Raw genomic sequence first — 24,889 nt, forward strand, 5'->3', positions numbered from 1 at the left:
TGCTTCACCGGTTCGGCCCTATCACCGGAGCGATCCTGACATGGCAAATGCAGCAGAAATTCTCGTCGACACACTCATCGCCTGGGACGTGGACGTGGTGTTCGGCTTGCCGGGAGACGGCATAAACGGCGTCATGGAGGCGCTGCGCACCCGGCGGGACAAGATAGCCTTCGTGCAGGTCCGGCACGAAGAGTCGGCTGCCTTCATAGCGTGCGCCTACGCCAAATGGACAGGAAAGCTAGGCGTCTGCCTGGCAACGTCCGGTCCCGGCGGAACGCATCTTCTGACCGGCCTTTACGACGCCAAGCTCGACCAGGCTCCGGTGCTTGCGATCACGGGCATGCAGTTCCACGATCTGATCGAGACGTTCACGCAGCAGGATGTCGATCTGACGCGCGTGTTCAACGATGTCTCCGTATACAACGCCCATGTCTCCGATGCCGCGCATATGGAAAATGTTGCCAGCCTCGCCTGCCGAACCGCGCTGGCGCGTAAGGGCGTCGCCCATCTTTCGATTGCCAGTGACGTGCAGGAGCAAGAGGGCAATCCCTCAAAGCGCAGCAAACGCAACCGCCCGGCGCACACGCCGCAGCAAATGTTCGCCGGCCACACCATGCCGCCGGACGCCGAGCTTGACGAAGCAGCCGCCATTCTGAACCGCGCCTCGCGAGTGACGATCCTGGCCGGACGCGGCGCCATCGGCGCGGCCGCGGAACTCGAACATGCCGCGCATCTGCTGCAAGCACCTGTCGCGAAGGCCTTGCTGGGCAAGGCGGTGCTGCCGGACGACCATCCTCACACGACCGGCGGGATAGGCATCCTCGGAACCCTGGCTTCACAAGAAGCGATGGAGACCTGCGACGCGGTGCTGATCGTCGGTTCCACCTTCCCCTACATCGAATACTACCCCAAGCCCGGGCAGGCCCGTGGCGTCCAGATCGACTGCGATGCGCAGCGCATTGGCCTGCGCTTTCCGGTCGAGGCCGGCCTTGTCGGGGACGCCGCCGAGACATTGCGCGCGCTCAATCAACGTCTGACCCAAAAGCCTTCCGGTGAATTCCTGCAACACGCCCAGAAAACCATGACGAGATGGCGCCAGATGATGAGGCAATCCGAAGACGCGCGAACGCATCCGCTGAAGCCGCAAACGATTGCCCGGGCGTTCGGCCAAAGACTGGCCGACGACACGGTGCTGGCCACCGACTCCGGTCAGAACACGGAGCTTGCCGCCCGCCATGTCGATCTTCGAAGGGGCCAGGCGTTTGGCGTATCCGGATCGCTGGCATCCATGGCTTGCGGCCTTACCTATGCCATCGCCGCCGGCATTGCATTTCCCGGTCGACCGGTCGCCGCTATCGTGGGAGACGGAGGTTTTGCCATGCAGCTGGGCGAATTCTCGACGGCGGTGCGCTACAAGATTCCGCTGAAGATTCTGGTCATCAAGAACAACATGCTCAATCAGATCGCCTGGGAGCAGATGATGTTTCTGGGTAATCCGCAATTCGGTTGCGAACTGCAGCCGATCGATTTTGCCAAGGCGGCGGAAGCGATGGGCGCAAGCGGTTTTCGCATCGAGCGGGCCGATCAGATCGAGACTATTCTCGATGAGGCCTTCGCAACCGAAGGTCCGGTTGTGATCGAAGCGCTGGTCGACGCCTATGAGCCGTTGATGCCGCCCAGGATGCCGCCCGACTATGCCAAGAATTTCCGCCAGGCCTTGCCGCAGACGCCGGGGCACGAGCGCATCGAAGAAAATATCGCTCGGGAGCCGGCGAAGTCGATGATGGATGCCTAGAGCAATTCCCGCGAAAATGCGAAGCGGTTTTGCGTTCGGAATTGCGTAACAAACATATAGAGCATTGGAGGCGAACCTGTTTTCGCCGGAAATACTCTGGAGCCGCGAAATGCAGCCAGGAGAGCAGTGCCCCAGAGGCGTGCCATGAGCTTCGACGCACTCTTCTCGACTTCTATCTGCTATGGCAGCGGCGCCCCGCAAGCCGGTTGGACGCTGGCGTTTCCGATTACATTTCCGCTCGCGGCGGCTGTGTCGCTGTACATTGCTGGCGCCAGCCGGCTCTGGCGTCGGAGCGCACACGGACGTCCTTTGCGGTCGCGGCAGGCCTTGCTGTTTTTCGCCGGCTGGGCCGCACTGGCGGTCGCGCTTGTAAGCCCGATCCACGCATTGGGCGAACATGTGTTTGCCGCTCACATGGTCGAGCACGAACTGCTGATGGCCATCGCGGCACCGCTGCTGGTCGCTTCCCGACCGATGGCGGCAATGATGTGGGCGCTGCCCGCGCGGCTGCGCCAGACGCTCGGCGCGGCTGGGCACACAAACATATTTCAGGTGATCTGGGCTGTCATGAGCCGCCCTGTGGTCGCGACTTTCCTGCACGGAATCGCGATATGGACATGGCATGTTCCAGCGCTGTTTGAGGCTGCGCTCCAGCAGGGCTTTCTGCACTATGCCCAGCATGCGAGTTTTCTCGGCACCGGGCTTCTGTTCTGGTGGGTGCTGCTGCCCCGCCCTGGCCGCGAACAAGACTGTGGCGGTGCGGTCATGCATCTTTTCTTCACCTCGCTGCACACCGGCTTGCTCGGGGCATTGTTTGTCGTTTCGCGCAGGCTGTGGTACCCGGAAAATGCCATCGGCTCGAAACTGTGGGGCCTCAGCCCACTCGAGGATCAGCAATTGGCGGGCCTGTTGATGTGGATTCCGGCCGGCCTGATCTATGGCGGAGCCGCACTGCTCCTGGCCGCTTTCTGGATTGGAACAAGCGGGCGGCGGCACGCTTCCCACCTGCCCATCATCTAGAGCCGCGCTTCCGCCGTATGCTGAAGAACGGCCGCCCCTCGCCTTGGTTCGACAAAGTATTCCCTGAGTTCGCGCTCTTTCCAGGGACGGTAGCGTTGCCAAGCATCCTTTTGCAACCAACCGCGTTATGGCCTTGACAACGATGGTGGATCCTTCATGGCAAGGTGCGTGAGTCCGGCGGCCCACCCTCGTACGCGGAAACGACCGCTGATGCCGCTCACCTGCACATGGCCAAAACAGTGGGCCAGCACAGCGCCAATGCTGGTCCTGGCTGGATGCAGCGACTGGCAGTCCGCGCTTCATCCACACGGTGCGAATGCCCGAAGGATCCTCGACCTGATCTGGTCCTTCAGCGCGGTTGCGACGGGCACATGGCTGCTTGTCATGCTGGTCTTGGCGGCAGCGCTTCTGCGTCGCCCTCCGACCGAGACAACGCATTTGCCACTTGAGATCGATCTCCGGCAGGAACGTCGGTTTACGCGCCTTGTCGCAAGCGCCATCGCTTTGACCGTTCTCGTGCTCGTCATACTGACGACGATGAGCTTTTTCGCGGGCAAATCCATTGCTTCGCTGAGCGGAACGGAAACGCTCACCGTCCGGGTCACCGGGCATCAATGGTGGTGGGAGGTCCGTTACTTCGGGAATGAACCGTCGCAAGCGATCGTCACGGCAAACGAGATCCATATTCCCGTTGGCGACCCGGTCAAGGTCGAGCTCGATTCGCTCGATGTCATTCATAGCTTCTGGGTGCCAAGCCTCGCCGGCAAAAGGGATCTCATCCCGGGCCGGCCAAGCGAGCTCACGCTTATTGCGGACAAACCCGGAACCTATCGCGGCCAATGCGCCGAGTTCTGCGGCTATCAGCACGCCCATATGGCCATCACCGTCGTTGCGGAAAGCCGCGAAGCTTTCGATGCGTGGCGATCCAGGCAGGACGCCGCGGCGCCGGCGCCCGCCGGCGAAGAAGAACGCCGCGGCCAGCGGGCTTTTCTTTCTACCGGCTGTGCACTCTGCCACACGATAAGAGGCACACCGGCCAGCGGAACGCTTGGACCTGATCTTACCCATCTCGCAAGCCGCCGCGCACTGGCTGCGGATACGTTGGCCATCACCCCAGGGGCGCTTGCTGCCTGGATAGCCGATCCGCAGTCCATGAAGCCCGGCGCCAAGATGCCGCGCATTGCCCTCAGCGCCGACGATCTCAATGCCGTCGTCACCTATCTTGGAAGCCTTGAATGAGCGGCGTTGCGGGAACGTCAGCCGAGCATGAACAGGAGGTGCTGAAAGGCGTGCGGGACACCGGCCTCGATGAGGCGAGGCTGCGCGCCTTTCTGGCGCATGCCTGGCGAACGCCGAAAGGCCTCTATGGCTGGCTGGTCACTGTCGATCACAAGCTGATCGGCCGGCGCTATATCGTGACGGCTTTCCTGTTCCTCATCCTTGCAGGTCTGTCCGCGCTGGCGATGCGGTTCCAGCTTGCCCGGCCCGAAGCCGGCTACATCGGTCCCGATCTCTACAACCAGCTGTTCACCATGCATGGCACGACGATGATGTTTCTGTTCGCCGTACCGGTGATGGAGGCGTTCGCCATCTACCTGGTGCCGCTGATGATCGGGACCCGCAATGTCGCCTTCCCGCGCCTCAATGCCTTCAGCTACTGGGTCTATCTTTTTGGCGGGCTGATGATCTGGATCGCCTTTGCCTTCGAAACCGGCGCCGACGCCGGCTGGTTCTCCTATGTTCCGCTCGCCGGACCTGAATACGGCATCGGTAAGCGCCCCGATTTCTGGGCGCAGATGGTGACTTATACGGAAGTGTCCGCACTCGCGGTCGCTGTCGAGATCATTGCGACAGTGTTCAAACAACGCGCGCCGGGCATGTCGCTCGACCGCATCCCGCTCTATGTCTGGTCGGTCCTCGTCACCGCTTTCGTCATACTGTTCGCCATGCCCGCGGTGATGGTATCGAGCACGATGCTGATCCTCGACCGGTTGGTCGGCACGAAATTTTTCGATCCTGCCGCGGGGGGAGATGCACTGCTGTGGCAGCATCTGTTCTGGTTCTTCGGTCATCCCGAGGTCTACATTATCTTCATTCCGGCGACCGGCTTTGTCTCCGCGATCCTGCCGACCTTCGCCCGGCGCCCGGTCTTCGGCTATCTCGGGATCGTGCTGTCGCTGGTCGCGATCGGCTTCCTCTCCTTTGGCCTGTGGGTGCACCACATGTTCGCCACCGGTCTGCCCCAGCTCGGCGAGAGCTTCTTCACCGCTTCCTCGATGATGATCGCCATTCCGAGCGGCATTCAGATCTTCTGCTGGATCGCGACGATCTGGGACGGCCGGCCGAGCTTCGGCACGCCCATGCTTTTCGTGCTCGGCTTCATCTTCACCTTCGTGATCGGCGGACTGACCGGGGTCATGGTCGCCTCGGTACCGCTCGACCTGCAGGTGCACGACACCTATTTCGTGGTTGCCCATTTCCATTACGTGCTGGTCGGCGGCGCCGTCTTTCCCCTGCTCGGCGCCGTCTATTACTGGTTCCCCAAGATCACCGGCCGCATGCTGTCTGAAAGGCTTGGCCGCTGGAACTTCTGGCTGGTCTTTCTCGGGTTCAATTTCACCTTCTTCCCCATGCACATTCTGGGTCTGCAAGGCATGCCGCGCCGTGTTTACACCTATCCGCCGGCGAGCGGCTGGGGCGAGATGAACCTCTTCATCAGCCTCTCGTCGCTGGTGGTGTTCGCCGGTTTTGCGCTTTTCTTCCTGAACATCCTGCTCAGCCTTCGCAACGGCCGCATTGCCGGAGATAATCCCTGGCAGGCGAGCACGCTCGAATGGGCGACGACTTCGCCGCCGCCCTCCTACGATTTTTCGCGGCTGCCGGTGGTAAACCACCGCGAACCGCTCTGGGCCGAACCCGACATGCTCCTCGTCGTCGAAGGCCTGCGCGTCGATGCCCGCGAGGTGCTCGCCGGCACGGTCGCCGACGCGGTGCCGCAACTGAGGGTGCCATCGGCCGACAATTCGATTTGGCCGCTGCTCTCGGCCATCGCGGTTGGCGGCGCATTTCTTGGCTCGATATTCACGCCATGGGCGGTGGTCTGGGGCGCTATACCGGTCTCGATTGGCTTCATCTGCTGGTTCTGGCCGAAAGGCGAACCGGAGGACGAGGAATGAGGCAGCGCCCTGTCGCCGATGTCAGCCACCTGCCCACATATGATTTCGGGGCGGCGAGCCCGATGTGGTGGGGAACCCTTGCCTTCATCGCCCTTGAGGCGACGGGTTTCGCCTTGGCGATCGGCACCTATTTCTATCTGGCTGTGCTGGCCCCGCATTGGCCGATCGGGGCGCCGGCACCAGATCTGCTGCCAGGCACGACAGTATTGGTTATTCTGCTGGCGAGCATCGTGCCCAACCATCTGCTCGAACTTTGGGCGCGCCGTCAGGACCTCGCGAAAGTTCGCCTTGGCATGATCATCATGTCGATCGCCGGAATTCTTCCGCTGATCGTTCGTGTCTGGGAATTTCCGGCGCTGCGGATTTCCTGGGATCAGAACGCGTACGGCTCGATCGTCTGGTTCCTGCTCGGGCTGCACACAACGCATCTCCTTACCGATGTCGGGGACACGATCGTCCTTGCGGCTCTCATGTTCACGCAAAAAGGCAAGGCCGGCCGACGCTTCAGCGACGTCTCGGACAACGCCTTCTATTGGGACTTCGTGGTCGTCTCATGGGTCGTGCTCTATCTTATCATCTACTGGGCCCCGAGGATGTGAGATGCAGGCGATCCGCACCGGCGTTTCCTGGGCAGGCCTGGTCAGTGGACCAGCCGCGTGGGCCATAACGCTGCAGCTCGATTATTCAACCGCGTTCTGGCAATGCCACGCCAGCTTTTGGCCCACTGCCTTGTTCTCGTTGATAGGTGCCGCCGCCGCCACGGCAGGCGCGCTGCTGTCGTGGCGCGCGATTCATGACCGAGGCCATGGCACGAGCCCGCCCCTTAAAGCGCGCACTCGCATGTTTCTGGCCAGGACTTCGGTCGGCATTGGAGCGCTGTTCACGCTCGTGATGCTGACACAAATGTTGGCAGGGCTGACCTTCAGCGGGTGCGAACTGTGATGGCGCCACGAAGCGGGCTGGCCGTGCACCGCCGTGCGCTTCGGCATGCGGTGAGCGCTCCAGTCCCGGCCGCCATCTCTTATGCGATCGCGTCCGTTTTGGCATCGTTGGCGTTTTGCACGCACCTGCAGGCGAGCGAAATCCAGAAGGGTGAATATCTTACCCGGGCGGCCGACTGCATCGGCTGCCACACGTCCAATCCCAGCCGCCCATTCGCCGGAGGCTATCGCGTCCCAACGCCGTTTGGCGACGTCTTTTCCACCAACATCACACCGGACCTCGATACGGGCATCGGGCGCTATTCCGCGGACGAGTTCGTGCGAGCCGTCCAGCAAGGCGTCAGGCGTGACGGGGCCGACCTTTATCCCGCCATGCCCTATGACAGCTTCGCAGCGATGAACCGCGAGGACGTGCTCGCGATCCGGTCGTATCTGCTGGCGCAGCCGCCGATCTCCCAGCCGCGCCCAGCAAACATCCTGCCTTTTCCGTTCAACCAGCGATGGACTCTGGCGCTGTGGAAGCTCGCGAACTTGCACAGCGGCGGTTTCATGCCGGATCGGAGCCGAACCGCCGCATGGAACAGAGGGGCCTATCTTGTCGAAGTGCTCGGTCACTGCGGTGCCTGTCACACGCCAAGAAATACGACGTTCGGCATGGATGACAATCGCAAGCTTGCCGGCGGCAGCGCCGGCATCTGGCAAGCCTTCAACATCACCCGTGACAAGATCGCAGGCGTCGGCGGCTGGAGCGATGAAGAGCTGTTTCGGTTTCTCAAGACCGGCGCCGTGCCCGGAAAGGCATATGCAAGCGGCCCGATGGCGGAAACGGTCATGAACAGCCTGCAACATCTGTCGGACGACGACATCCGTGCCATGGTCGCCTATCTCAGGGATGTGCCCGCACAACCCGGGGACGAAAGGCAGCCGCGTTTTTCATGGGGCAATGTGCCCACGATCGCGGACAATGCTGGAAGCAAGGCGCAAGGTAGCGGAACCGCGGCCGGCGGCGATCTCTATCGATCGCTCTGTTCGGGGTGTCATGGAGCAAATGGAGGCGGATCAGCGGACGGCTCCGCCCCATCACTGATCCACAACACCTCCCCCGGCGCGGCCGTGCCTGACAATGTCGTCATGACGATCCTCGAAGGCGTCAAGGCTGGTGACGTCGCGGAACGCAAATCAATGGCGGCCTTCGCCGGCTGGTTGGACGACGCCCAGGTGGCGATACTTGCAAATTATGTGACCGCGCAATTCGGAAATCCGGAAGCGCGCGTTACGGCGGCCGACGTGCGTCAGATGCGGGCCGGCACGTCAACGGCGCAGACAGTCCTGGTTCTGGCGGGGCAGGCGCTGGCGGTTGGAGGCGCCGGATTGCTCCTTGGTCTACTGTTTCTGCTGGCAAAACGACTGCGCCCAGCACTGCGCTCAACGCCTCTCACGTTCGGGCATAGAGATAGGCGGTGATGTCGCGCGCCTCCTGGGGCGACAGATTTGTGTTGGGCATGGCCGTCTTGGGATCGACGTCGCGCGCCCTGCTGATCCAACGCATCATCGCGTCTGGGGACGTTCGCGACGCCCCGACATATTCTCTCTCGGCGACGCCTCGCAGGGATGGACCGACGGTGCCACGGGCACCAGGGACTCCCGGAATTTCGTGACATCCGCCACAGCCATTGCGGATCATTGCCGGGACGGCGCGGTCAGGATCCCCACCGACCGCCTGCAGGATGGTGGTTTCTCGCAGATTGCTGCTGCGCATCAAGCCGATCGCGCAGACCGACAACGCAATAAGGGTAGCCGCCGAAGCGCCTGCCGCCCACGGCAGGGCCGATGGCGCCTGCTTGACGGCCTGTCGGCTCATCTGCGCCTGCAGCGTTGCAACGAGAACGCCGCCCGATTGGTCGCCCCGGAGAGAAGAGCGACTTCGGGCGGTGCTCCTAGCCACCGGCTCATTTGTTGCAGTTCTGCATGTTCGACGTTGTCGCGCCGGAGGCGGTGTTGTTGTCGATGTCGTTGCCCGCGGCGTCCTTGCAGCGGTCGGTCATGCCGCTCGACGATTTTGTCGAACTAGTAGCGTTCGGATCGGTGGGCGTTACCCCTGCACCAGAGCCGGTGCCGGTCCCATTTGCGCCATTGGTCATGCCGGATGTCGAGCCTGAACCGCTGTTGGTTCCGGTGCCGTTCGACTGTGCCATGGCCGATGTGGCCAGAGCGACCGCAAGCACCGTGGCGGAGAGAAGTTTGACAATCATGGAGGATCTCCCTTGGTTGTGTGTGCTGCCTCCACCAAACCAGTCGCTCGCTTATATGTTCCGAGTGAAACGATCTTCAGCGAAATTCTTATGGGTTCTTTGCGATCGATTTGATGATGGCCCTCACATGTCGCGGAAACCGACCCGCGCGAGAAATATCATGTCTCCGGCAAAGCAACCACCAATGATGCTTCAGCGATAGCTAAAGGAACCGAACGGCGAGCGCTGAATTTTGCTTCAAGCGGATATCGAAAGGGACCGTGTTTTTGGAGCACCTCCATGAGGGACATAAGCGCCGAAGTCTGTGAAAAACAGAGCAATATTCGGGCAAAAGGGCCCTTTCAGCGATTCCTGCGCACAATCGGACCTGGTTTCATCACAGGCGCTTCGGACGATGACCCTTCGGGCATCGGCACGTACAGCCAAGCGGGCGCTCAGCTGGGCTTCGATGTCGGTTGGACCATGGTGTTCACTCTTCCGCTCATGGTCGCGATCCAGGAGATAGCAGCGCGGATAGGCCGCACGACAGGTCGAGGTATTTCCGGCAATCTGGCCCGACACTACCCGTATCCCCTGATATATTTTGTAGCCTTGCTTTTGTTCGCCGCCAACGTGATCAACATCGGGGCGGACCTGAGCGCGATGGCTGATGCATTGCGATTGCTGGTGGGCGGCCCAAGCTCGCTTTACGTCGTTGCGTTCGGCCTGGCTTGCGTTTTGGCGATCGTCTTTCTCGACTACCGCCGGTACGTCACGGTCCTGAAATGGACAACGCTGAGCCTTTTTGCCTACGTGGTGGCTGCGTTTCTGGCTGATATCCCATGGGGCGAGGCCCTCAAGGGGGTCGTTCTTCCGCGCATGGAATGGAGCCGGGCCTTTTTCACGACATTTCTGGCCATACTCGGCACCACGATTTCTCCCTATCTGTTCTTCTGGCAAGCGTCGCAAGAGGTCGAAGAGGAGACGATCGACCCCAAGGCCAAGCCGCTGAGGCGGGCACCGTGGCAAGCGCCGGGTGCCTTCCAGCGCATTCGCGCCGACACCCTGGTGGGCATGGCTTTTTCGAACCTGATAGCCATCGCAATCATCGTTACAACGGCTGCCACCCTGCACAAGGCCGGAGTGACCGACATCAATTCTTCCTCTGATGCGGCCAAGGCCCTGGAGCCGGTCGCGGGCAAATTCGCATTTGAGATCTTTGCAATGGGGATTATCGGCACCGGCCTTCTCGCGGTGCCGGTTCTCGCGGGCTCGGCCGCATTCGCCGTGGGCGAGGCGTGCCGCTGGCCAGTGGGACTGGAGCGCAAGCCGAAGGCAGCGATGGCATTTTATGCGACCCTGGCCGCCGCCGTGGCGCTGGGAATGGGGATCATGCTCACGCCGATCGATCCCATCAAGGCGCTTTACTGGAGCGCCGTCATCAACGGCATATGCGCGGTCCCCGTAATGGTCGTCATGATGCTGATGACCGGGCGCTCCGACATCATGGGCGAATTCCCCGTTGAGGGTTGGCTGCGCTTTCTCGGATGGCTGGCGACAATCACAATGGGACTGTCCGTGGTCGGCCTTGCGCTGCAATGGGCCTTTTGAGGGCCCCATCGCCTTGCACCTCAACGTGCGCTGAGCGCGACCATGCGATCGAGGGCGGCGCCAAGGCCTTTCAGCGACACCGGGAAACTCAGCGGAGTTTCGGCCGCCGTGGTGACGTTGAGCTTGAGCTCGGTGCCTGCCTTGAGCCTCTGCGTCAGCGCCCGGTCGATCGGAAACAGCGCCACGCAGCCATTCGGCAGGCAGGTCCTGAACTTCAACGGTCCGACGGGCTGCTGGTCGTCGATCTGCGCCGCCACGCCGGGCTCGAACAGGATGCCGAAGGGCAGCAGCAAGGTTCCGGTCAATCCGCCCTTCTGCCCGACGCGCAGTTCCATGGCCAGAAGCCTCTGACCGTTTTTCTGCGTCTGGTCCTGCGTGACCGTGCAGACCCGGGCATTGTCCTGCATGCCGCAGGCCAGCTGCCAGTCCTGATAGGTTTCCTGGAGCGACGATGCGCCGTTCGGCAGCGACGCCGCCTGCTGCTGTTGGGCGAAAGCAGCCGGCAGCGAAGCGGAGAAGGCAGCCGCGCAGATGGCGGCTGCCTTCAGCGAAAAATGTCTATGAACCAATGAATGCGGCCTTCTCTTTTGTGCCGGGCAAATGCCCAAAGTGTCGGCTTCGAGACGCCGTTATTCTCACGTACAGACCCATTCGCGGATCTTGCACTGGATCCCCCCCGCCTCGCAGGCCTGGAGCGCGAGGTCCTCCGCCTCCCGGCGGGTCTCGGCCGAGTTCACGCCCCAGGGGGTGAACCGGTGCTCCACCTTGTCGGCCACGGCGAGCGCGCCGCAATGCTTGTAGGGAAATCCGGTCTCGTCGTCGTCCGTCCAATGGCGGTGATTGCGGAACACGGCAACGACATTGCAGGCTTTTCCACCGGCATTCTCGCAATATTTCTGCGCTATGTCCTTAGCTTCCTGCCGCTTGTCGGCGCCCCAGAAGAAGCCGTACTTGGTATCGGTCTGGGAGTAGGCGATTGCCGCCCAGATGCCTTTCTCCTCCTGTGGCGGTTCGGACGGCTCCGCCAGATCGGCCGAGACCACCTGCCCGCTCCACAGCAAGGCCATGCACAAGACTGTCAAACGTCGCGATTTCATGGTCCGCAATCCTTTCCAGGGCGCCTCGCCCATTCGCCTGACATCCTCACTTGGCCGCCGATGCGATGGAAATCACCACGCATGTGTTGCCCGTCGGCAGCAGAAGCGCTTCACCCGTGTTGCCGCCAAGCTCATACACTTCGACCTGTCCGAGATGATCCGTGATCTTGCTGCCTTGCGGAAGAATGGACGGAATGTCCGCGCACGGACTGGCGAACGGCGCCACCCGCACCATCGCGCCCTCGCAGCCCGAAGCGGTGGGCGATGCGAAGACCACGCCGGCGGCCGGCCCGCTGTACCGGTCCGTGGCATAGTCCATGCCGACAAAAGCCTGGACGGCGTGCTTGTCCGCGGCCTGGTCGTTCCAGAGGGATTTGACGCTGTATTTCGTGCCGGTTGTCAAAAGCTGTCCGAGCACCGGAAAAACGGTCGAGCAGGCCTGTACGCCCGCCTGCTTGACGTGCTGGAGGAAGGGCGTGTCCGGCAGCGCGGGAGCGGCGGCGGCCTCGGCCTGTGCCGCCGTCGGGCTGCCGACCAGGCCGGCGATCGCGGCATAGTTCGCGCCGGCGAAGCCGATGCCCATCATGGCCAGGCCCAACAGCGACAATCCGACGATGCGCGGCCACCGCCGCGGCGGCTCGACGGGCCTCTTGCGGTCCGGCTCGACGATCCTTTTGCGGTCCGGATCGACGGTCGGATTGCTGCGCGTCGCGGAGATGAACGGGTCTTGCTGGCTCACGGTGCTGCCTCGGTTATTTGATTGGCGCAAGGGCCTCTGACAGCCCCTTGAGCGTTGCGGTGACGGTAATGGTCTGGCCATCGACGGTCGGGTAGGAAATCGCCGGCGTCGCCTTCTGCGCTATCTCCTGGCGCATCAGGGGTCCCACTGGCAGCATGCCGACGCAGACCATCTCGTTGCAGCCATTCAGATGCACGTCGATCGGTTCGGCGCGCCCATCGAACTTCAGCGACACCAGCCCATCGCTCCTGGCGTTCGGCGCGGTGCGCAGGATCATGTAGGGCTTGCCGTCCTGGGTGGCCGCGAGCGACCAGCTGAACGCCATCTTGCCGGCGCCGTCCTCGATCACCTGCGAGACGTTGCAGACCTTCTTGCGCGCCTTGAGGTTCTCGTCGCAGATCAGTGTCCAGTTCTCGAAGGGACGGATGGTGCGCTGGTATTGTCCGAGCTTCACGTCGGGAGGCAAGACCACGTCGGAGGGCTTGATCCTGTAGGGCGAAGCCACCTGCCCGACAGCTGGCGCCAGCCCGCCGGCAAGCGCCAGGCAGGTCAGGCATGCCAAGGCGAATCCGGGAAAAACAGGCGGTCTTCCCGGATCAGCGTCTAGCCTGTCATGGCCGGTTCGCCTGTTCATTGCCGCCCTGCTGCCCACCTCAGTTCAAGGTGAAGCTCAAGCCGGCGCCGACACCGACATTTCCACCCGCCGCCGTGCCGGACACGTTGCCACGGATGCGGCCGTCCTCGCTGGTGTAGCCCGCGCCGAAGGCAAAGGCGCTCGAATCCCGCCAGAAGCCGCCGCCGGCCGCCACGCTCAGCTTGCCGGGACGGTCGTCATAGCGCAGCGAGGCGGCCGCCAGTCCGATTGCCGCCGCCTGCCGGGCTTCGTCCCTGATGCCGCTGATGTCGGAATTGAGCTGGCCCAGTTTCTGGTCGGTATAATTGTTGGCCTGCTGCAACGTCGTGACCGCCACCTGGTCGGTATAGGTCTTGCTCTGGGCAAGGTTCAGGTTCAGCTGGTTGACGTTGACCGCGTCGGTGCCGGCAACGCCGGGGCCGACGTTGGAGATGACGACAGGCGCATTCGGATCGCCGCCCTGCAGCGTTATCTTGTTGGTCTTGGTCGTCGATCCGTCCGGATTGTTGACGGTGTCGTATTGCACGGTGTTTTGGACAGTGCCGCCGATGCCGCCGATCGTCTTGGTCAGGTCCTCGATCGCCGTGTTGGTGGCGTAGAGCTGCGAGCCGTTGATCGCATCGGTGCTGCCGGAAGAAACGCGTCCGGCGGCGACATTGGTGATCGTCCGCTCGGAGCCGGCGTCGCCGACGCTGACGGTTCCGGTCGGGGTGGTGCCGGCATAGGCGTAGGTCTTGCCGTTGATGGTGGTGCTGGACGTACCGACCGCGGTCTGCGACACCGAACCCGAACCGAGCGCCACATCGCTGGCGTTGTTGGCCTGTGCGCCCTGGCCGAGCGCGACGGCGCCTTGGCCCGCGGCTGTCGAACCATGGCCGGCGGCCAGGCTGTCTGTGCCGCTCGCCACGCTCTCCGGCCCGATCGCCACGGCGTTGGTGCCCCCCGCGACGCTGTCTGCCAGTCCCGAATTGGCGTGGAAATACTTGATGCCGCCGCCATTGTTGATGTTGGTCAGCGCATTGTCGACGGCGGTGAAGCCATCATAGACGGTCGAATAGTTGTTGCCCTGGATGTTGTAGGTCGGACCGGTGATCGAGCCGTCCGGATTGACCGTTGTGCCGCCGCCGAACAGGTTGGACACGTTTTGCGAGACGCCGCGCAGCTGCGAGACGTTGACGCCGTCGGTGTCGGCCGAGCCCGCCGCGACATTGGTGAGCTTGCGTTCGGCCCCGGCGCCGCCGATCGACACCTCGCCCACCGAAGTCTGCGGGGTGGTCAGGGCAAAGGCCGTGTAACCGGCCTGTGCGCCGACCGTGGTGACGGACTGCGCGCCCAGCGCCACGCTGTTGATGAAGCTGCTTTGGGCGCCGGCGCCGAGCGCCACCGACTGGATGCCGGAGGCGAGCGAATTGGTGCCGAGCGCCAGGCCGTCGGCCAGCATCACATGGGCGTTCTGGCCGATGGCCGTGCCGCCGGGTGCCGTCTGGTCGACGACGGCGCCGTTGCCGATGCCGATGCCGTTATCGCCGTTGACGACCGTGGTCGGACCGACCGCGACCGATTCCGCGCCGACCGCCAGCGAGTCGCCCGCCACCGAATTGGCGTGGAAATACTTGGTCGAGGTGGCCGATACGGCAGCGATGGCGCCGGCGAGCTGGCGCACCGTCACCGCGTCCTGGTCCTGCGTGCCGTCGGCCACATTGGTGATCTGCCGATAGGATGTGGCGTTGCCGACCGACACGGCGCCGAGCAGCGTCTTGTCGGTGGTGTTGTACTGGATGAAGTTGGATGGGCCGGCGGGCAGTTGCCCGGTAGCCGGAGCGATCGCGCGATCGGAGACCGAACCCGAGCCGAGCGCCACGCCGCCGTCGATGCTGGCGTTGCTGTCGCGGCCGAGCGCCAGCGCGCTGACCCCGGTCGCGGTCGCCTGGTAGCCGACCGCGGTGGAACCGACGCCTTGTGCGAAGGAGTCCGTCTGCGCCAGGCCGGCCTCGTTGGTGCGGGCGTAGCGGATGCCTATGCCGTTGGCATCGGTGTAGGCGGTCGAGGTGTCGCCGGCAATGTTGTTGATCGTGTTGCCGAGATTGGTGACGCCACTGCCGATATTGGCGATGTCGGTCGTGTTCTGCGTCACCTGCTGGTTGGTGGCGAAGAGCTGCGAGCCGTTGACGGCATCGGTCGAACCGCCGTTCAACTGCCCGGCCGCGACGTTCTGGATCTGGCGCTCGGCGCCGACCGAGCCGACCGAGAAGGCGCCCGCCGGCGTGCCGCCGGCGAAGGTGTAGTTGACGCCGCCGATCGTCGTGCCGCCGACGTTGGTCGTTGCGCCCGACGCCGAATTCAGGCCGATCGCGACGTCGCCGGCATTGTTGGCCACCGCGTTCGGGCCGACAGCGACGGAATCGGCTCCCAGCGCCTGGGAGTCAGGCAGCGCCGAATTGGCATGGAAATACTTGATGCCGCCGCCGACATTGATGTTGTTGACGACGGCGCCGATGGCATCGACCGCCTGGTTGGTGGCGAAGAGCTGCGAACCGTTGATGGCGTCGGTCGAGAGCGCGCTGATCCGCCCCGCCGCCAGGTTGGTGATGGTGCGTTCCGCTCCGGGCGCGCCGATGCTGACCGTCGAGGTCGGGTTGGTGCCCTGGAAGGCATAGGTCGTGCCGTTGACCACTCCACTGGCGGTGCCGACCGCCACGGCGGTCACCGAGCCCGAGCCGAGCGCCACGTCGCCGGAGCTTGCCGCCGCGGTGGCACCGTCGCCCAGCGCGACATTGCCGGCGAGGCCGGCGGCACCCGCCGTCGAGCCGTTGCCCAGCGCCACGGAGCCTTGCCCGATCGCCTTGTTGTTGTTGCCGATGGCGACCGCGCCGGCGGCCTGGTTGGCGGCGGAGGCACTCGCCGTGCCGTCGCTGTTGGCGATGTTGTTGGCGCCGCCGGTGAAGGCGCCGGTGCCGCTGGCGAAGCTCGGATCGCCGATTGCCACCGCGCCGTCACCATAGGCGGTGTTGTTCGCACCGATGGAGATGGCTTGGCCGCCGGTCGCCACCGCGTTGGTGCCCATGGCAACCGCGTTGGTGGAACTGGCCGCGGCATTGTTGCCGATGGCGATGGCGCTCGTGGCCGACGCCGCGGCGCCGATGCCGAGTGCGGTGCTGGCGACCCCGCTGGCGTTGGCGCTGACGCCGGCAGCGAGGGAATTGTCTCCCGTCGCCTTGGATCCGGACCCGAATGAGGAGGCATTTTGGCCGCTGGCAACGGAGGTGTTGCCCACTGCCGTGCTAGCGGCGGCACTCGCAACGGAGGTGGTGCCTATGGCGATGGCAGATTGAGCGCTGGCCGTCGCGCCCAATCCCAGCGCTGTTGCTTGCACGGCAGTCGCCGTGGCGTTGTTGCCCAGCGCGGTGGCTGAGATGCCCGTGGCCTGGGCTCCCGAACCCGCCGATACCGAGCCTACTCCGGTCGACACGGCCTGGTTGCCGAGCGCCAGCGCGAAATTGCCCGAAGCATTGGCGACGTTACCGAGCGCTTGCGAATTCAACCCACCGGCGCTGGCCTGGTTGCCAATCGAAACGGCATTCGTCCCGGCGGCTTTGGCCAGGTAACCCATGGCCGTGGTTCCGACACCGGAGGCGGCTGCCCCGTTGCCGATCGCCGTGGACTGGTTCGCCGACGCCGTGGCGGAGGTTCCGAACGCGCTGGCTCCGGTTCCAGTCGCGGAAGAGCTCGATCCCACGGCGGCCGACCATGCCCCGGTTGAGGCCGCGGCTGTGCCGAGCGCGACGGCCTCGAAGGTAAAGCCAGCAGGAGCGGTACCGCTCGCATTGGCATTCGTGCCAATGGCAACGGGAGAACCGCCGCCCGTTCCGGCGTTCGCCTTGGCGCCAACCCCCATGGCTATGGCCGCACCGTTTGCAGATGAGGCGTTGGAGGACAATCCAATCGCCACCGAGGCACCCCCCGAAGCGCTGGCCGTTGAGCCCAGCGCGACGGCGTTCGCACCGTTTGCGGTGCTGTTGACACCAAAGGCTGATGCTCCATCAACGAGTGCGCGGGCGTTCCCGCCTACGGCAAGAGCATTGACGCCGGTCGCGTTCGCGAAGACACCTATGCCTATTGCGTTGAGACCATTGGCACCCATCGCATAGCCGATGGCGATCGAAGCATCGCCCGTAGCGGTGATACCGGTGCCCAACGCCACGCCGTTATTGCCATTCACGTGGGCGTTATTGCCAACGGCGGTTGAGGCGGCGCCAGGGGCGGTGTTGCCACAACCGATCGCTATGCTTTGCACCCCTGCGGAGGGGGTCGTGCAGTTCGCGGCGTTGGTCAGAACCCCGTTACCAATGACAACCTGCGAGAACGCCGCCTGCGGGATCATGATCCCCACCACGGCCCCGAGCATCCCACCGGCGCCCAGCGTTCCCAGCCCCAGGCGCTTGCGACCCATGCCCATCACGCGATGAGCCATGCGCAGTGTCGCCATCAGGCGGCGACGCAATGAGCGAGAACGGGGATCGGTGCTGGCGATCCAGTTGCCGGCGAGATGCGCCGCGCGACGCTGCACAACAAGTGAGCCGCTCGAAGTCTGATTGTCGGTCATGGTGCCCTCTCCGCTGGCCGGCATGGAATCGTCTGACAATTCCAATCCACGACAGGAAGACATGATTCCTGCTTGCGGTATTTCACGATATTGCTGTCTTGTGAGAAAAGAGTCGAGCAACCCGGCAGAGGTTAACGGCTCGTTACTTTAGCCGATGCTTTAAGACCAAGCAGTGAAACAACGCCGCAAGTCGACCTTCATCTAACCTTGGCGTTAAGCTTACCTACCCGCGCCTGCAATGGCGTCACCTGCCGGTATTTCTTCATCACGGTGGTAAAATGGCTCTGGCTTGAAAATCCACTGGAATGAGCGATGTCGGCGATCGTCATGCGGCTGTCAGCAAGCAGCCTTTCGGCGAGGTCCAGCCGCAGGTCGAGAACATATTGATGCGGCGGCACCCCGAACGTCCGCGAGAAAGCCCGCACGAAATGATAGGACGACAGCCCGCACACCGCGGCCATTTCGGCAAGCGCCAGCTTGCGGGTGAAGTTCTCGTGCAGGAAGTCTTGCACCTTGCGTGCGGCGCGGGGAGAAAGCCCGCCTTTTGCATTGAGCGCCGGCTGCCGCGCCGAATTGATTCGAGAAACTGACCCGGGAAAACCTTCATCGCCCGGCATTCTTCGGCCTCCTGATACGTCCAAGATGAAGTTCAACCCGAGGCTTCCTTCTCAGTTCCTCTAGAAAATAATTCGTGATTGTGCGAAGCGGGCCTGCATCGCTAGGCCCGTTCATGTGAGCGATCCGTCCAGACGGCGAACGATGCGCAGGCTGCATGGGCGCAACCACGATCCCTACGGAGTACTCCTTGGCCAGGAATGTCTGCGAGCCGGGCCCGCGAACGGAATAAATCACGCTTCCTTGCGCTGTGGCCCTGCGCGGACCTGCACTTTCAGGAATGATGTCCAGGACGTATCGAGCTGCTCGCTCCCGATCGATGCCTCGGGAAACGCCGCTTTCCCGTGCCTCGTCCGCATTTTTCATTCGCACTGCCTCAGCCGTCCGACGCCGCCTCAAATCCCCTTTCCCGACCCGGAAGATAGCGTATCGCACGCACCTTGGCTTGGGAAGAACTCCCACGCGCAAATAAAAATCTTTATTCGAGATAAAGATGGAAAAATGAACGGCTAGAGATCTCCGCGCCGGTTCTCGTACAGATCCCAGGCGAGTTCCACGATAGTCAGAAGAACGTCGTCCCGGTTCCAGCCGGCAGCCACCGCAGCCTGGACGATCCCGTTGACGAGAGGCAGCAACTGGTCCTGGCAATCGGCCGACATATCGCCGTCGCCCGGCCCTTCGAAGTTGAACGTGATCATCCGGCGCCCCCCTCGCCTTCAGCCGAAGTGTTACATCGGCAATTTCATTCCCCCTTATATACAACGGATGCGGTGCCAAAGTACAGGAAGCCCTGGAAGACCAAAGCAGAATGGGAGGGGCGCCGGATCACAACGGCTTTATGCTTCCCCGGGGTCAGGGGTGAACGCCGCTTTCAGCGTCCTGGTTGAGTTGCTCAAATAACCGTGCGCCGGCCGTTCTTGCATGCGTAGGCACAACCCGGTAGCGCCGCGCGGCCAATGGGCGGATGTGGACATCGCCGGCCGCATTGCCTTCCGCGGGCGCTCGCTGGATAGTCCCGGCAATGTTCGAGACCCTGGTGATTCACTGGACACAAATACTGGCGATCATCTCGGTGGTGATGGCGACCATCGGCATTGCCCATGCCGTCATGACCAAGGAGGACGTCCGCGCCGCCACCGGCTGGGTCGGCGTCATGGTGCTGTCGCCGATCCTCGGCGTGCTGATCTATGCCGTGGCCGGCATCAACCGCATCCGCCGCGCCACGATCAGCGCGCAGCGCCCGCTTGCCGAAGGCCTTGTGTCGGCCAAGCACGAGCGCGACGTCGCCGCCGAAGAGGCGTTGATCGTCGAGCGCTATGGACAGCGCTTCACCGGCCTCAGGACGCTGGGCGACAGGGTGGCGCGGCGCGCGCTCAACCCGGGAAATGCAATCGACGTGCTGGAGAGCGGCGACGAGGCCTACCCCGCAATGTGCGCGGCGATCGACGGGGCGGAGCGCAGCGTCCTGCTGGAGACCTATATTTTCGACAATGACGGCGTCGGCCTGCTTTTCGTCGAAGCGCTGGCCGGCGCTGTCCGGCGCGGCGTCACCGTGCGTGTGCTGATCGATGCCGTCGGCGCCCGCTACTCCGTCCCCAGCATCCTGGCACATCTGCGCCGCGCCAACATTACGGCGGATGTCTTCAACGGCAACATCGTCATGGGCCTGCGCCTGCCCTATGCCAACCTGCGGACCCACCGCAAGATCCTGGTGATCGACGGCACGGTTGCCTTTACCGGCGGCATGAACATCCGCAAGGGTTTTTCGTCGGAGTTCGCCGGGTCGAACAGCGCCAGGGACACGCATTTCCAGGTCACCGGACCCGTCGTCGCCGACCTCTTCTCGGTCGCCGCGGAAGACTGGCGCTTCGCCACCAAGGAGGCGCTGAAGGGCGATGCCTGGCGGATCACACCGGTTTCACCGCCCGCCGGCCAGCCGATGCTGGTGCGTGCGGTCGCATCCGGGCCGGATGCCAGCAACGAAACCAACCACAAACTGCTGATCGGCGCCTTCTCGGTGGCGCGCAAGTCGATACGCCTGATGTCGCCCTATTTCCTGCCAGACCGGGAACTGATCAGTGCCCTGGTCACCGCGGCCAGGCGCGGTGTCGAGATCGATGTCGTGGTGCCGGCGGTGAACAATCTCTTCCTTGTCGACCGCGCCATGACCGCGCAATTCGACCAGATCCTGAAGAATTATTGCCGCATATGGCGCACGGAAGGACCCTTCGACCATTCCAAGCTGCTTTCGATCGACGGCGTGTGGGCCTATGTCGGGTCCTCCAATCTCGACGCCCGCTCGCTGCGGCTCAACTTCGAGATCGACCTGGAGATCCTCGACGCAGGCTTCGCCACCGAGATCGAGAGGCGGATCGAAACGGCGATCGAAACGGCTGTTCCAGTCACGCTGGCCTCCTTGCGGGCGCGTCCCTTCATCATCCGCCTGTTCGACCGCATCCTCTGGCTGGGTTCGCCTTATCTCTAGAAAAAACCATTATCTCCGAGAAAAATCCTATCTTTAACAAAACGACGTGTTTGCCCGGTAGCATGTCACCAATGATGGAACATCGGCCGAAAGACTCTATTTCCAGGTGCATGGTGAGAACCGTAGGGATGATGGGCGCGTTATGCGAATGAGCGGGCGCAGCCTGCCGGCCAGCATGCTCCTGTCCATTCGCGACAGGCGGATGCGCAAGGCCAACGCCTTGTCGCCGAAGAAGGACGGCGTCACCGGGACGCTGGTCGCCTCCTACAACGTCCACAAATGCATCGGCGTCGACCGCAAATTCGATCCCGACCGCACCAGTCGCGTCATCCGCGAGATCGCCCCCGACGTCATCGCCCTGCAGGAGGCCGACAATCGTTTCGGCGACCGTGTCGGGCTTCTCGACCTGCACCGTCTCGAACTGGAAACCGGCCTCGTGCCGGTGCCCATTTCCGCAACAGGCAAAGGCCATGGCTGGCACGGCAATGTCCTGCTGTTCAAAAGGGGCGTCGTTCGCGACGTGCATCAGATCAGGCTTCCGGGTCTCGAACCGCGCGGCGCCGTGGTGGCGGAGATCGATTTCGACGGAAATCAATCATTGCGCATCATCGCGGCCCATCTCGGATTGCTGCGCCGCTCCCGCTCGCAGCAGGCCCAGGTCGTGCTCGATCTCATGAACAGCCCCGATGAGAAGCCGACGCTCTTGCTCGGCGATCTGAACGAATGGCGGCTCGGAAACCGCTCCGCGCTGAACACGCTGCACGCGACCTTCGGCCCGCAGCCACCGGCAGTCCCCACCTTCCCGTCGAACCTGCCGCTGCTGGCGCTCGATCGGATCATGGCCAACCGGCACGGCATCATCGCGGCCGTCGAAGCGCATGACACGCCGCTGTCGCGCGTGGCCTCCGATCATCTGCCGCTGACCGCCTTCGTCCACTTGTAGTGATTTTTGCCGCGCGTCGGTCACGTCTTGATGTCCGCCGCGTTGGAAAGCGTGTGGTATGTACCCTGGAACAAGCTCCTCCTGTTGCGAGTTGATGCCAGTCAACCCCAGGAGGACGAAACGTGAAGAAGGTGATTTTGGCTTCCCTATTGGCGTTTGCCGCGACGGCTTCAGTCATTGCGCCAACGCAAGCCGCAAGTTTGACGATTCAGTCCGATGACGACAACCAATATTCCTCGGATGACGATTCCGGGATTGTCGTTCGCCGTCATCATGTGCGCCGTTATGACAACGAATACGATGGCGACCGGAACGCTCAGTACGAAGACTACGACAATGGCGGCTACCGCTGGCACCGCCGGCACCACCGCTGCCACACGGAAACGATCGTGCATTGGCGCCACCACCACAGGGTGTTCGAGGACGTTCGCGTCTGCGGCTGAGGCCGCTCCGTCTCCTGATCCTATCCTTGGCGGATTGCCGCCAAGGATAGCCGTTGACGTCCGTCGCCTTTCCACGGACGCGGCTATTGCCGCATTGCACAAATTCCCCAGCATGCCCACAATGCCGGCATGATCCGAACTTCACTCGCCGTCCTGGTGATCGATGAAAACCGCATCCGCGCTTCGATAATCGAGGCCGGCTTGCGCGAGGCGGGCCATGAGCGGGTCACCGTCATCCATGACGTCAGCGGCATTGCGCGCCGCATCGCCGAGATCGAGCCCGACGTCATCGTCATCGATCTGGAAAACCCCAACCGCGACATGCTGGAAAACATGTTCCAGCTGTCGCGCGCGGTGAAGCGGCCGATCGCCATGTTCGTCGACCGCTCCGACCAGGCCTCGATCGAGGCGGCGGTCGATGCCGGCGTTTCGGCCTATGTCGTCGACGGGTTGAGGCAGGAGCGCGTCAAGCCGATCCTCGACATGGCGGTGAGCCGCTTCAACGCTTTCTCGCGCATGGCGCGCGAGCTGGAAGAGGCGCGCAGCGAGCTCGAGAGCCGCAAGGTGATCGACCGCGCCAAGGGCATCCTGATGAAGTCGCGCGGCCTGACCGAAGAGGCCGCCTACGCGCTGCTGCGCAAGACGGCGATGAACCAGAACCGCAAGATCAGCGATATCGCCCAGAGCCTGGTGACTGCCGCCGGGCTTCTCGGACCGGCGGAGGACGAATAGACATGGGCGCCGAGCACCAGATCACCGCCGGCTTCATGCCGCTTTTCGATAGCGCCGTCCTGGTCGCTGCCGGCGAACTGGGCTTTGCCGCGCGCGAAGGCATCGATCTCACGCTGCACCGCGAGACCTCCTGGGCCAACATCCGCGACCGCATCGCCATCGGCCATTTCGACCTCGCGCACATGCTGGGACCGATGCCGCTCGCCTGCAATCTTGGCCTCACCCCCCTCGCCTCCGAGACCATCGTGCCCTTTTCGCTGGGGCTCGGCGGCAACTGCGTCACCATCTCCAACGCCGTCTGGGCGGGCATGGAGGCGCACGGCGCCGTGCCCGATCTCGATCCGGCGCGCGCCGGCGCGGCCCTTCGCGCGTTCATCCGCGAGCGGGCGGCCGCCGGCCGCGACCCACTGCGCTTTGCCGTCGTGCATCCGCATTCCGGGCACAATTACGAACTGCGTTATTGGCTTGCCGCCTGCGGCATCGATCCCTCGCGCGAAATCGAGATCGTCATCGTGCCGCCGCCCTTCATGGCCGACGCGTTGGCAGCCGGCCGCATCGACGGCCATTGCGTCGGCGAACCCTGGAACAGCGCCGCCGTGGCAGCCGGCACCGGCCACATCGTCACCGTCAAGGCGCTGCTCTGGCGCAACAGCCCCGAGAAGGTGATCGGCGCGCGCAAGGCTTGGGCCGAACAGAGCCCCGAGGCACTGGCGGCGCTCTTGCGCGCACTGCATCACTCGGCGCGCTGGTGCCAGGATCCCGCGAACCGCGACGAATTGGCCGCGGTGATGGCGCAACGTGGCTTCCTTGGCCTGCCGCCGGCCGTCCAGATGCCGATCCTGACTGGCCGTCTCCGGCTGGGCGGCGGGGCGGAGCTGGACATCGACGACTTCTTCGTGCCGTTCGACAAGGCGGCCAACTTCCCCTGGAAAAGCCATGCGCTGTGGTTCTACACGCAGATGGTCCGCTGGGGGCATGTCGCGCACACGCCGGAAAACCTTGCCATCGCCCGCGATTGCTACCGGCCAGACCTGTACCGCTCGGCGCTGAAGCCACTCGGCGTCGCGCTGCCCGGCGCCAATGCCAAGGTCGAGGGCGCGCTGAAGGTGGCGACGCCGGTGGGCTCGGCGGGCGCGAGCCTGGTGCTTGGCCCGGACGGCTTCTTCGACGGCCAGATCTTCGATCCCGACGAGATCGACGCCTATATTGCGAGCCAGTCGCGCCGCTGATCATTCGCGCGCCATTCTTGTGCATTGCACAAAATTTATGCGATCCATCGACCGGATTGGTCAATGTTTGACCTTATCCGTTGCTGGCGCGACCGAACCATGAGTCGGCGATCTAACTGATTTCGTTAGACATTCCAGCCAGTTCGGAAACTGGCACGGTTCCTGCATTGAAATAAACGAGCCCTTCTCGGGCAATCGAACAGGCGTCCAATGGCGGGCGCCACAGGCAAAGCTGCCGCTCAGGTCTACACGCGATCCCGGATGTACGGACGCGAGGGCCTGGACGGCGGCTTTTTTGTTTTGGACCCGAACACGCAATCAACGGAGCGCCGTTCCCAAAGCGCCCAACCGGAGACGACGATGACGAAACGGATCGGAACAACATCCCTGAAGGATTTCACCCGCCGCGATTTTCTGGTGAGCAGCGCGATGACCGCGGTGCTGTTCACCGTGGCGCTCCTGCTGTTTCCCACCGGCACCAAATCAGAGGGCAAGGCTCCGCAAGTGATCGCGCAAGGCGCGGCCTCTTCGCGCTGACCTATGCCGCACCGCATTCACCACCCAAGAACGAGCGCGGCGATGCCGCAAACCGGAG

General features: G+C 63.3%; 23 protein-coding genes. 14 read left to right on the forward strand and 9 right to left on the reverse strand.

What is annotated here, in order from left to right:
• Positions 1-40: 40 nt before the first annotated feature.
• The 7 genes from FJ434_RS06615 (at position 41) to FJ434_RS06645 (ending at position 8,396) form a co-directional block, all read left to right on the forward strand.
• A complete protein-coding gene (locus FJ434_RS06615; RefSeq protein WP_140745515.1) occupies positions 41-1,795 on the forward strand; it encodes a thiamine pyrophosphate-dependent enzyme in 1,755 nt (584 codons plus the stop codon).
• A gap of 144 nt (positions 1,796-1,939) precedes the next feature.
• Positions 1,940-2,815: a cytochrome c oxidase assembly protein gene (locus tag FJ434_RS06620; protein ID WP_140745514.1), complete on the forward strand. Its 876-nt coding sequence runs from the start codon at positions 1,940-1,942 to the stop codon at positions 2,813-2,815.
• 210 nt (positions 2,816-3,025) lie between these two features.
• Positions 3,026-4,054 (forward strand): cytochrome c oxidase subunit II, encoded by a 1,029-nt coding sequence (gene coxB / locus FJ434_RS06625; RefSeq protein WP_140504047.1) that lies wholly within the window; start codon positions 3,026-3,028, stop codon positions 4,052-4,054.
• The gene (ctaD, locus tag FJ434_RS06630; RefSeq protein ID WP_140745512.1) at positions 4,051-5,991 is read left to right on the forward strand and encodes a cytochrome c oxidase subunit I; all 1,941 of its coding nucleotides are present in this window, start codon (positions 4,051-4,053) and stop codon (positions 5,989-5,991) included. The genes coxB and ctaD overlap by 4 nt, the downstream gene beginning before the upstream one ends.
• On the forward strand, positions 5,988-6,590 hold the full coding sequence (locus tag FJ434_RS06635; protein WP_140504051.1) for a cytochrome c oxidase subunit 3: 603 nt from the start codon (positions 5,988-5,990) through the stop codon (positions 6,588-6,590). The genes ctaD and FJ434_RS06635 overlap by 4 nt, the downstream gene beginning before the upstream one ends.
• Before the next feature lies 1 nt (position 6,591).
• On the forward strand, positions 6,592-6,933 hold the full coding sequence (locus FJ434_RS06640) for a hypothetical protein (RefSeq protein WP_027144317.1): 342 nt from the start codon (positions 6,592-6,594) through the stop codon (positions 6,931-6,933).
• Positions 6,933-8,396: a cytochrome c gene (locus FJ434_RS06645; protein WP_181165819.1), complete on the forward strand. Its 1,464-nt coding sequence runs from the start codon at positions 6,933-6,935 to the stop codon at positions 8,394-8,396. The genes FJ434_RS06640 and FJ434_RS06645 overlap by 1 nt, the downstream gene beginning before the upstream one ends.
• On the opposite strand, the gene FJ434_RS06650 is transcribed toward FJ434_RS06645, so the two are convergent.
• Together FJ434_RS06650 and FJ434_RS06655 are read right to left on the reverse strand one after the other, a co-directional pair.
• On the reverse strand, positions 8,368-8,793 hold the full coding sequence (locus FJ434_RS06650; RefSeq protein ID WP_140504053.1) for a c-type cytochrome: 426 nt from the start codon (positions 8,791-8,793) through the stop codon (positions 8,368-8,370). The genes FJ434_RS06645 and FJ434_RS06650 overlap by 29 nt on opposite strands.
• An 88-nt stretch (positions 8,794-8,881) precedes the next feature.
• Entirely contained in the window at positions 8,882-9,184 is a 303-nt protein-coding gene (locus FJ434_RS06655; RefSeq protein WP_140745510.1) for a hypothetical protein, read from the reverse strand.
• A 279-nt stretch (positions 9,185-9,463) separates the two neighbouring features.
• Here FJ434_RS06655 and FJ434_RS06660 point away from each other — a divergent pair, with 279 nt between their 5' ends.
• Entirely contained in the window at positions 9,464-10,774 is a 1,311-nt protein-coding gene (locus tag FJ434_RS06660; protein ID WP_140745508.1) for a divalent metal cation transporter, read from the forward strand.
• Between the two features lie 20 nt (positions 10,775-10,794).
• Here FJ434_RS06660 and FJ434_RS06665 read toward each other — a convergent pair whose 3' ends face one another.
• The 7 genes from FJ434_RS06665 to FJ434_RS06700 all read right to left on the reverse strand — a co-directional run bounded on the left by FJ434_RS06665 (position 10,795) and on the right by FJ434_RS06700 (position 19,160).
• Positions 10,795-11,343 carry an invasion associated locus B family protein gene (locus tag FJ434_RS06665; RefSeq protein ID WP_140745506.1) on the reverse strand — a complete coding sequence of 183 codons (549 nt, stop codon included), beginning with the start codon at positions 11,341-11,343 and terminating at the stop codon, positions 10,795-10,797.
• A gap of 66 nt (positions 11,344-11,409) precedes the next feature.
• Positions 11,410-11,871, reverse strand: a complete 462-nt coding sequence (locus FJ434_RS06670; protein WP_140745504.1) for a DUF4189 domain-containing protein — start codon at positions 11,869-11,871, stop codon at positions 11,410-11,412.
• 46 nt (positions 11,872-11,917) lie between these two features.
• Positions 11,918-12,610: a hypothetical protein gene (locus FJ434_RS06675; RefSeq protein ID WP_140504060.1), complete on the reverse strand. Its 693-nt coding sequence runs from the start codon at positions 12,608-12,610 to the stop codon at positions 11,918-11,920.
• A gap of 13 nt (positions 12,611-12,623) precedes the next feature.
• On the reverse strand, positions 12,624-13,172 hold the full coding sequence (locus tag FJ434_RS06680) for an invasion associated locus B family protein (protein ID WP_140712642.1): 549 nt from the start codon (positions 13,170-13,172) through the stop codon (positions 12,624-12,626).
• Between the two features lie 91 nt (positions 13,173-13,263).
• On the reverse strand, positions 13,264-17,847 hold the full coding sequence (locus FJ434_RS06685; RefSeq protein ID WP_140745501.1) for a YadA-like family protein: 4,584 nt from the start codon (positions 17,845-17,847) through the stop codon (positions 13,264-13,266).
• A gap of 197 nt (positions 17,848-18,044) precedes the next feature.
• Positions 18,045-18,464, reverse strand: coding sequence for an AraC family transcriptional regulator (locus tag FJ434_RS06690; RefSeq protein ID WP_140745499.1), 420 nt, complete (start codon positions 18,462-18,464; stop codon positions 18,045-18,047).
• 507 nt (positions 18,465-18,971) lie between these two features.
• Positions 18,972-19,160: a hypothetical protein gene (locus tag FJ434_RS06700; protein ID WP_181165818.1), complete on the reverse strand. Its 189-nt coding sequence runs from the start codon at positions 19,158-19,160 to the stop codon at positions 18,972-18,974.
• Positions 19,161-19,483: 323 nt separating this feature from the next.
• Between FJ434_RS06700 and FJ434_RS06705 the strand changes: the two genes are divergently transcribed.
• The 6 genes from FJ434_RS06705 (at position 19,484) to FJ434_RS30095 (ending at position 24,831) form a co-directional block, all read left to right on the forward strand.
• A complete protein-coding gene (locus FJ434_RS06705) occupies positions 19,484-20,947 on the forward strand; it encodes a phosphatidylserine/phosphatidylglycerophosphate/cardiolipin synthase family protein (protein WP_140745497.1) in 1,464 nt (487 codons plus the stop codon).
• 142 nt (positions 20,948-21,089) lie between these two features.
• On the forward strand, positions 21,090-21,890 hold the full coding sequence (locus tag FJ434_RS06710; protein ID WP_140504068.1) for an endonuclease/exonuclease/phosphatase family protein: 801 nt from the start codon (positions 21,090-21,092) through the stop codon (positions 21,888-21,890).
• A gap of 122 nt (positions 21,891-22,012) precedes the next feature.
• Entirely contained in the window at positions 22,013-22,333 is a 321-nt protein-coding gene (locus FJ434_RS06715) for a hypothetical protein (RefSeq protein WP_140712650.1), read from the forward strand.
• A 129-nt stretch (positions 22,334-22,462) separates the two neighbouring features.
• A complete protein-coding gene (locus FJ434_RS06720; protein WP_140504072.1) occupies positions 22,463-23,065 on the forward strand; it encodes an ANTAR domain-containing response regulator in 603 nt (200 codons plus the stop codon).
• Positions 23,066-23,067: 2 nt separating this feature from the next.
• Positions 23,068-24,294, forward strand: coding sequence for a CmpA/NrtA family ABC transporter substrate-binding protein (locus tag FJ434_RS06725; RefSeq protein ID WP_181165817.1), 1,227 nt, complete (start codon positions 23,068-23,070; stop codon positions 24,292-24,294).
• Between the two features lie 210 nt (positions 24,295-24,504).
• Complete coding sequence (locus FJ434_RS30095) at positions 24,505-24,831, forward strand: hypothetical protein (protein WP_246678246.1); 327 nt, start codon at positions 24,505-24,507, stop codon at positions 24,829-24,831.
• The last annotated feature ends 58 nt before the right edge of the window (positions 24,832-24,889 follow it).

This window comes from Mesorhizobium sp. B2-5-13 (genome assembly GCF_006440535.1).
In the GTDB taxonomy this organism is placed as follows: domain Bacteria; phylum Pseudomonadota; class Alphaproteobacteria; order Rhizobiales; family Rhizobiaceae; genus Mesorhizobium; species Mesorhizobium salmacidum.

Excerpts from the sequence above, each read along its gene's own strand:
- FJ434_RS06635 (WP_140504051.1), top strand. The coding sequence starts at position 5,988 with ATGAGGCAGCGCCCTGTCGCCGATGTCAGCCACCTGCCCACATATGAT.
- FJ434_RS06650 (WP_140504053.1), bottom strand. The coding sequence starts at position 8,793 with ATGAGCCGACAGGCCGTCAAGCAGGCGCCATCGGCCCTGCCGTGGGCG.
- FJ434_RS06645 (WP_181165819.1), top strand. The coding sequence starts at position 6,933 with ATGGCGCCACGAAGCGGGCTGGCCGTGCACCGCCGTGCGCTTCGGCAT.
- FJ434_RS06620 (WP_140745514.1), top strand. The coding sequence starts at position 1,940 with ATGAGCTTCGACGCACTCTTCTCGACTTCTATCTGCTATGGCAGCGGC.
- ctaD (WP_140745512.1), top strand. The coding sequence starts at position 4,051 with ATGAGCGGCGTTGCGGGAACGTCAGCCGAGCATGAACAGGAGGTGCTG.
- FJ434_RS06705 (WP_140745497.1), top strand. The coding sequence starts at position 19,484 with ATGTTCGAGACCCTGGTGATTCACTGGACACAAATACTGGCGATCATC.
- FJ434_RS06615 (WP_140745515.1), top strand. The coding sequence starts at position 41 with ATGGCAAATGCAGCAGAAATTCTCGTCGACACACTCATCGCCTGGGAC.
- FJ434_RS30095 (WP_246678246.1), top strand. The coding sequence starts at position 24,505 with ATGGCGGGCGCCACAGGCAAAGCTGCCGCTCAGGTCTACACGCGATCC.
- FJ434_RS06685 (WP_140745501.1), bottom strand. The coding sequence starts at position 17,847 with ATGACCGACAATCAGACTTCGAGCGGCTCACTTGTTGTGCAGCGTCGC.
- FJ434_RS06640 (WP_027144317.1), top strand. The coding sequence starts at position 6,592 with ATGCAGGCGATCCGCACCGGCGTTTCCTGGGCAGGCCTGGTCAGTGGA.
- FJ434_RS06660 (WP_140745508.1), top strand. The coding sequence starts at position 9,464 with ATGAGGGACATAAGCGCCGAAGTCTGTGAAAAACAGAGCAATATTCGG.
- coxB (WP_140504047.1), top strand. The coding sequence starts at position 3,026 with ATGCCGCTCACCTGCACATGGCCAAAACAGTGGGCCAGCACAGCGCCA.
- FJ434_RS06655 (WP_140745510.1), bottom strand. The coding sequence starts at position 9,184 with ATGATTGTCAAACTTCTCTCCGCCACGGTGCTTGCGGTCGCTCTGGCC.
- FJ434_RS06720 (WP_140504072.1), top strand. The coding sequence starts at position 22,463 with ATGATCCGAACTTCACTCGCCGTCCTGGTGATCGATGAAAACCGCATC.
- FJ434_RS06725 (WP_181165817.1), top strand. The coding sequence starts at position 23,068 with ATGGGCGCCGAGCACCAGATCACCGCCGGCTTCATGCCGCTTTTCGAT.
- FJ434_RS06670 (WP_140745504.1), bottom strand. The coding sequence starts at position 11,871 with ATGAAATCGCGACGTTTGACAGTCTTGTGCATGGCCTTGCTGTGGAGC.
- FJ434_RS06710 (WP_140504068.1), top strand. The coding sequence starts at position 21,090 with ATGCGAATGAGCGGGCGCAGCCTGCCGGCCAGCATGCTCCTGTCCATT.
- FJ434_RS06700 (WP_181165818.1), bottom strand. The coding sequence starts at position 19,160 with ATGATCACGTTCAACTTCGAAGGGCCGGGCGACGGCGATATGTCGGCC.
- FJ434_RS06690 (WP_140745499.1), bottom strand. The coding sequence starts at position 18,464 with ATGCCGGGCGATGAAGGTTTTCCCGGGTCAGTTTCTCGAATCAATTCG.